This window comes from Micromonospora sp. NPDC005220 (assembly GCF_040607895.1).
Classification (GTDB): domain Bacteria; phylum Actinomycetota; class Actinomycetes; order Mycobacteriales; family Micromonosporaceae; genus Micromonospora.
The window spans coordinates 22,247-28,553 of sequence record NZ_JBEXHP010000078.1 but is presented as its reverse complement, the minus strand read 5'-3'; the positions used below and the strand labels follow the sequence as shown (position 1 = coordinate 28,553).

Sequence of the window (6,307 nt, the reverse complement as noted above, 5' to 3'; positions counted from 1 at the left end):
AGGGTACGGGCGGCGCGACGCGGGCGGGCGGCGCGACACGGGCGGGCGGCGCGACACGGGCGAACGGCGCGACACGGGCGGGCGGCGCGACACGGGCGAACGGCGCGCGGCGGCGCGGGCGGGCGGGCGAACGGCGCGACGCGGCGCGGGCGGGCGGGCGGGGTGTAGCCGGGCGGCGGGGACGGTGGGGTGGCGCTGGGCGGGCTGGCAGGTTGACGCATTGACCTGGGCTGATCAGAATGAGCGACGGAGCCAGGTAGGGCCACCGGCACGAGGGTGACGACTGCGGAGCAACCGCCGTCGAGGATCGCCGGTGAGCTTCCGCGAGTGACCACGTCCGCGTGACATGGGCCGTCGCGCACTGTCCGCGTACCCCTGAGGGAGCGTGACGTGCGGACGGCCGCCTGCCGGCGTCGTCCCTGGGCGGCGTCGGACCTCCGAAGTGGAGCCCGAATGTTCCGTCCCAAAGCTCTCGGCGGCGCGCTGACCGCGCTCGCCACCGTCGCGGCCGGCGTGTTCATCGCCGCCGCCGTCAGCACCAGCCCGGCTGTTGCCGCTGGCACCGGTACCGGTTATCTGCACACCAGCGGCAACCAGATAGTGGACAGCACCGGTGCCACGGTCCGGCTGACCGGTATCAACTGGTTCGGCATGGAGACCGACAACAAGACCTTTCACGGGTTGTGGTCGAGCAACCCGTGGCGGGGGCAGCTCGACACGATGGCCCGGCTGGGTTACAACACGTTGCGGGTGCCGTACTCGAATGACGCGTTGAAGCCGGGCGCGACCGCCAGTGGGATAAACGACTTCGTCAACCCGGACCTGATCGGGTTGTCGCCGTTGCAGATCCTGGACAAGGTGATCGCCTACGCCGGCAGCAAGGGCATGCGGATCATTCTGGACCGGCACCGGCCGACGGCGGCCGGGCAGTCGCCGCTCTGGTACACGTCGACGGTCTCCGAGGCGACCTGGATCAACGATTGGAAGATGCTCGCTCAGCGGTACGCGGGCAACCCGACGGTGATCGGCGCCGACCTGCACAACGAGCCGCACGCGGAGGGCACCAACCCGGCGGCGACCGGCGCGTGCTGGGGCTGTGGCGACACCGCCCGGGACTGGCGGCTCGCCGCTGAGCGGGCCGGGAACGCGATCCTCGGCGTCCAGCCCAACTGGTTGATCTTCGTGGAGGGGGTGAGCTGCCCCAGCGGCGGCCTCTCCAACGTCTGGGACAACGACCCGAGCAACGACGAGGACTGCGGCTGGTGGGGTGGGAACCTGTCGAAGGCGGGCCAGTTCCCGGTACGGCTGAACGTGGCGAACCGGTTGGTCTACTCGCCGCACGAGTACGCCACTTCGGTGTACCGGCAGACCTGGTTCGACGCCCCGGACTACCCGGCGAACATGCCGGCGATCTGGGACAAGTACTTCGGTTACCTCTACAAGCAGAACATCGCGCCGATCATGATGGGCGAGTTCGGCAGCACCCTGGTCGACCCGAAGGACAAGGTGTGGCTGGAGAAGCTGATGGCGTACACCGGGACCGGGGTGACCGGGATGTCCTTCACCTACTGGTCGTGGAACCCCAACTCGGGTGACACCGGCGGCATCGCGTTGGACGACTGGACCACCATCAACACCGCCAAGCAGGCGATCCTCCAGCCGTACCTGATCGCGCCGACCGGTGGTGGCACCAGCGGGCCGCCGACCGGTGGGCCTACCGGTGGGCCGACCAACCCGCCGACCGGCGCCTGTACGGCCACCTACCGGCAGGTGAACGCCTGGCAGGGCGGCTTCCAGGGCGAGTTGACAGTGAAGAACACTGGCTCGGGCGCGGTGAACCCGTGGTCGGTCACCTGGAGTTGGCCGACCGGGGTGACGCTGGGCAGTGGCTGGAACGCCACCGTCACCCAGTCCGGCACGACGGTCACCGCCGTCGCTCCGAGCCACGCCCCGTCCCTGCCGGCGGGCGGGTCGGTCACGGTGGGCTTCACCGCGAACGGCACCGCCAGCGCGCCGGGCACTGTGAAACTCAACGGCACCAGCTGCTGAGCTGTCGGGCCGGCCGGTGCGGACCGCATCGGCCGGCCCGACCATTTACATCAAGGTTCTTCTATGCTTTCATCGGGAAAGCGCTTGCCTCAACACCGGTGGGCGCGAGCGCGGGAGCCGCTTTCCTTCACGAACCTGCACTGGCGGGCCCGAGGACCACTGGTCCCGGCCGAGAATCGCCGCCCACGGGCATGGGCGTCGCGACACCTCCGTCCGCCTCATCGAAAGGAAGCAGCATGCGCACAGGACGGCGTCGAATGACGCTGATCGCCACCACCGCCGCAGCCACCGCCAGCCTGGTCACGGCCGGGCTGCTGACCTCCGTGTCCGCCCAGGCGGCCGCCGGCTGCCAGGTGGCCTACTCGGTCGCCAGCCAGTGGCCGGGCGGATTCACCGGCAACGTCACCGTCACCAACCTCGGCGACCCGGTGTCCGGGTGGACGCTGCGCTGGTCGTACGGGGCCGGTCAGCAAATCAGCCAGGCATGGGGCGCCACCGCCTCGCAGAGCGGCAGCCAGGTCTCCGCCACCAACGTCGACTACAACGCCAACCTGGCAACCAACGGCAGCGCCACGTTCGGCTTCAACGCGAGCTGGAACAACTCCAGCAACCCGGCCCCGAGCAGCTTCACAGTGAACAACGTCGCCTGCACCGGCAGCACCACACCGACCACCCCGCCGCCGACCACCCCGCCGCCGTCGAGCACTCCCCCGCCCAGCACCCAACCGCCGTCGACACTGGTCGGCTGGGCCACCCAGAACGGTGGCACCACCGGCGGCGGCAACGCCGGCACGACCACCGTCAGCAACGCCTCGGGCCTGACCAGCGCACTGAACGCCACCGGCGCCGCGGTGATCCGGGTGACCGGGACCATCACCTGCTCGGGCATGCTGCGGGTCCGGTCCAACAAGACCATCATCGGTAACTACGGGGCGACCATCGTCGGCTGCGGGTTCAACGTGAGCGGTGACCGCAACGTGATCATCCGCAACCTGACCTTCCGCAACTGGGATGACGACGCGATCAACGTGCAGGAGTCGGCCACCAACATCTGGATCGACCACAACACGTTCAGCAACGGGTACGACGGTGCGGTCGACATCAAGCGCGGCTCGGACTTCGTCACCGTCTCGTGGAACCGCGTCTTCAGCCACGACAAGACCATGCTGCTCGGCCACAGCGACGACAACGCCAGCCAGGACGTCGGTCACCTGCGGGTGAGCTACCACCACAACTGGTTCGACGGCAGCAACCAGCGCCACCCGCGGGTGCGCTTCGGCAACCCGGTGCACGTGTACAACAACTACTACCGGGCCAACGGCGGCTACGGCGTCGCGTCCACCGAGAACGCCGGCGTGCTCGTCGAGGGCAACTACTTCGAGAACGTCGACGACCCGTACCACCTCGGCGAGGGTGACTCGGGGCCGGGCAGCCTGGTGGCCCGCAACAACCACTTTGTCAACTCGCCCACCGGCCAGGCCGGCGGCAGCGTGGCCAGCATCCCGTACTCCTACCAGCTGGACACCGCGAGCACCGTCAAGTCCATCGTGACGGCCGGGGCCGGCGCCGGCAAGATCACCGTCTGACCGAGGAAGGGCCCCTCGACGAGGGGCCCTTCCGTGCGGTCAGTGCGTGGCGCAACCAGCGGTGGGCGCGGGCGCGACCGGCGGTGCGCCGATCGTCGGCAGACCGAGCAACACCCCAGGGGTACGCGGGGAGCGACCCGCCTCGGCCGCGTCCCCGGCCCGGGTGCGCCGGTGCGCCACCGGCGCTCCGTCGGCGTTCAGGTGGTGCGGCGCGGCGTAGGTGACAGTGGTGTGCACGATGTCGCCCGGCCGGATCCGACCAGCGAGGGACTCCCCGTCGGCGGTCTCGGTCGCGAAGTGCACCAGTCGACCGTCGCGGGCCCGCCCGGACATCCGGCCGGTCCGCTCGTCCTTGCGGCCCTCGCCGACCGCGACCAGCACCTCGACGGTCTCCCCGACGAGACGCTTGTTCTCCGCCCAGGTGATCTCCTCGACGGTGGCGATCAGCCGCTCGTAGCGCTCCTGCACGACCTGCTTGGGCAGCTGGTCGTCCATGGTCGCGGCGGGGGTGCCGGGCCGCTTCGAGTACTGGAAGGTGAAGGCCGAGGAGAACCGGGCCTCGCGCACCACGTCCAGGGTGCGCTGGAAATCGGCCTCGGTCTCACCGGGGAAGCCGACGATGATGTCGGTGGTGATCGCCGCGTCCGGCATCGCCGCGCGGACCTTCTCGATGATCCCCAGGTAGCGCTCGGAGCGGTAGGACCGGCGCATCGCCTTCAGCACGTCGTCGGAGCCGGACTGCAACGGCATGTGCAGCGAGTGGCAGACGTTCGGTGTCTCGGCCATCGCGGCGATCACGTCGTCGGTGAAGTCTTTCGGGTGCGGGCTGGTGAACCGGACCCGCTCCAACCCGTCGATGTCACCGCAGGCCCGCAGCAGTTTGCCGAACGCGTACCGGTCGCCGAACTCGACACCGTACGAGTTGACGTTCTGCCCGAGCAGGGTCACCTCCACCACGCCCTCGTCGACCAGGGCGCGCACCTCGGAGAGGACGTCTCCGGGGCGCCGGTCCTTCTCCTTGCCGCGCAGCGCCGGCACGATGCAGAACGTGCAGGTGTTGTTGCACCCCACCGAGATCGACACCCAGCCGGCGTAGGTGGACTCACGCCGGGTGGGCAGCGTGGACGGGAAGACGTCGAGGGACTCCAGAATCTCCACCTCGGCGGCGGCGTTGTGCCGGGCCCGCTCCAGCAGCACCGGCAGCGCGCCGATGTTGTGGGTGCCGAAGACCACGTCCACCCAGGGCGCCTTGCGGACGATGTCGCCCCGGTCCTTCTGGGCCAGGCAGCCGCCGACCGCGATCTGCATCCCGGGGTGCTTGTCCTTCACCGGGCGCAGCCGCCCGAGGTTGCCGTAGAGCCGGTTGTCCGCGTTTTCCCGAACCGCGCAGGTGTTGAAGACGACGATGTCCGGGGTGTCGTCGGTCGGCACCGCGCGAACGTACCCGGCCTGTTCGAGCAGGCCGGAGATCCGCTCAGAATCGTGCACGTTCATCTGGCAGCCGTACGTCACGACGTTGTAGGTCCTAGCCACCCTCTTGGTGCCCCTTCCCCTCGGGCTACCAGGGTAGCGGCCCCTTCGGCGGCCCCAACCCACCGGCATTGACCCGCTGGCCCATAGCGGGCATCCACGACGGGCAGTACGCTGCACAACAAGAATGTGTTCTGGGCGATTTCGGGGGCTTTGCACTCGGCGCCGACGATGCGCGGCTCCGTTCACGGGGGAGCACATGACGACCCGCGGGAGGCCAACCGTGACGCGACAAGCTGCGACCCAGCGCACTGTCACGACGCCGGACGGGCGGCACCTCGCGGTGGAGACCTCGGGCGCGCCGGACGGGCCAGCGGTCTTCCTGTTGCACGGCACCCCGGGCAGCCGCAGCGGCCCCCGACCCCGGGGCATCGTCGTCTACCGCCTCGGCGTGTACCTCGTCTGCTACGACCGACCCGGGTACGGCGACTCCGACCGGCACGAGGGCCGGCGGGTGGCCGACGCCGCGGCCGACGTGGCGGCGATCGCCGACGACCTCGGCATCGACCGGTTCGCGGTGGTGGGCCGATCCGGTGGCGGACCACACGCCCTGGCCTGCGCCGCGCTGCTGCCGGACCGGGTCACCCGGGCCGCCGTGCTGGTGGGTCTCGCCCCGGCCGGGGCACCCGACCTGGACTGGTACGCGGGCATGGCCGAATCGAACGTGGAGGACTACGGGCAGGCCGACGAGGACCTGGCCGAGCTCACCCTCAACCTGAAGGTTCGCGCGGACGAGGCCCGCCGGGACCCGATGACGCTGCTGGACTTCCTCCGCCCCCAGCTACCCGACGAGGACATCCGGGTCGTCGACGACATCGCGATCCGCCGCCTGCTGACCGACATGTACTCCGAGGCGCTGCGACACGGCCCCGAGGGTTGGATCGACGACGTGCTGGCGATCCGCCGCGGCTGGGGGTTCGACCTGGGTGCCATCCGCGCGGAGGTCCGGCTCTGGCACGGCGAGCAGGACCGCTTCTCCCCGGTGGAGCACTCGCACTGGCTCGCCTCGCGAATCCCGCGCGCCGAGGTGCAGGTGCAGCCCGGCGCCGCGCACTTCGGGGCGGTGGAGATCCTGCCGCAGACCCTGACCTGGCTGGCCACCCCGGACCTGGCGACCAGCCGGCAGCTCTGAGCGTCCGGCC

Annotated in this window: 4 protein-coding genes; 3 read left to right on the top strand and 1 reads right to left on the bottom strand. The window is 70.2% G+C overall.

The window, feature by feature from the left end:
• Window positions 1-453: 453 nt before the first annotated feature.
• Both ABZU52_RS23695 and ABZU52_RS23690 read left to right on the top strand, forming a co-directional pair.
• Window positions 454-2,049: a cellulase family glycosylhydrolase gene (locus ABZU52_RS23695; RefSeq protein WP_354973173.1), complete on the top strand. Its 1,596-nt coding sequence runs from the start codon at window positions 454-456 to the stop codon at window positions 2,047-2,049.
• 236 nt (window positions 2,050-2,285) lie between these two features.
• Window positions 2,286-3,635 carry a cellulose binding domain-containing protein gene (locus ABZU52_RS23690; RefSeq protein ID WP_354973172.1) on the top strand — a complete coding sequence of 450 codons (1,350 nt, stop codon included), beginning with the start codon at window positions 2,286-2,288 and terminating at the stop codon, window positions 3,633-3,635.
• Window positions 3,636-3,674: 39 nt separating this feature from the next.
• Here ABZU52_RS23690 and miaB read toward each other — a convergent pair whose 3' ends face one another.
• Window positions 3,675-5,168: a tRNA (N6-isopentenyl adenosine(37)-C2)-methylthiotransferase MiaB gene (gene miaB, locus ABZU52_RS23685; protein WP_354973171.1), complete on the bottom strand. Its 1,494-nt coding sequence runs from the start codon at window positions 5,166-5,168 to the stop codon at window positions 3,675-3,677.
• 220 nt (window positions 5,169-5,388) lie between these two features.
• Here miaB and ABZU52_RS23680 point away from each other — a divergent pair, with 220 nt between their 5' ends.
• Window positions 5,389-6,297 (top strand): alpha/beta hydrolase, encoded by a 909-nt coding sequence (locus ABZU52_RS23680; protein WP_354973170.1) that lies wholly within the window; start codon window positions 5,389-5,391, stop codon window positions 6,295-6,297.
• Window positions 6,298-6,307 lie beyond the last annotated feature (10 nt).

What these genes read in the sequence shown, in the direction of transcription:
- ABZU52_RS23695 (WP_354973173.1), top strand. Translation starts at nt 454, where the DNA reads ATGTTCCGTCCCAAAGCTCTCGGCGGCGCGCTGACCGCGCTCGCCACC.
- ABZU52_RS23690 (WP_354973172.1), top strand. Translation starts at nt 2,286, where the DNA reads ATGCGCACAGGACGGCGTCGAATGACGCTGATCGCCACCACCGCCGCA.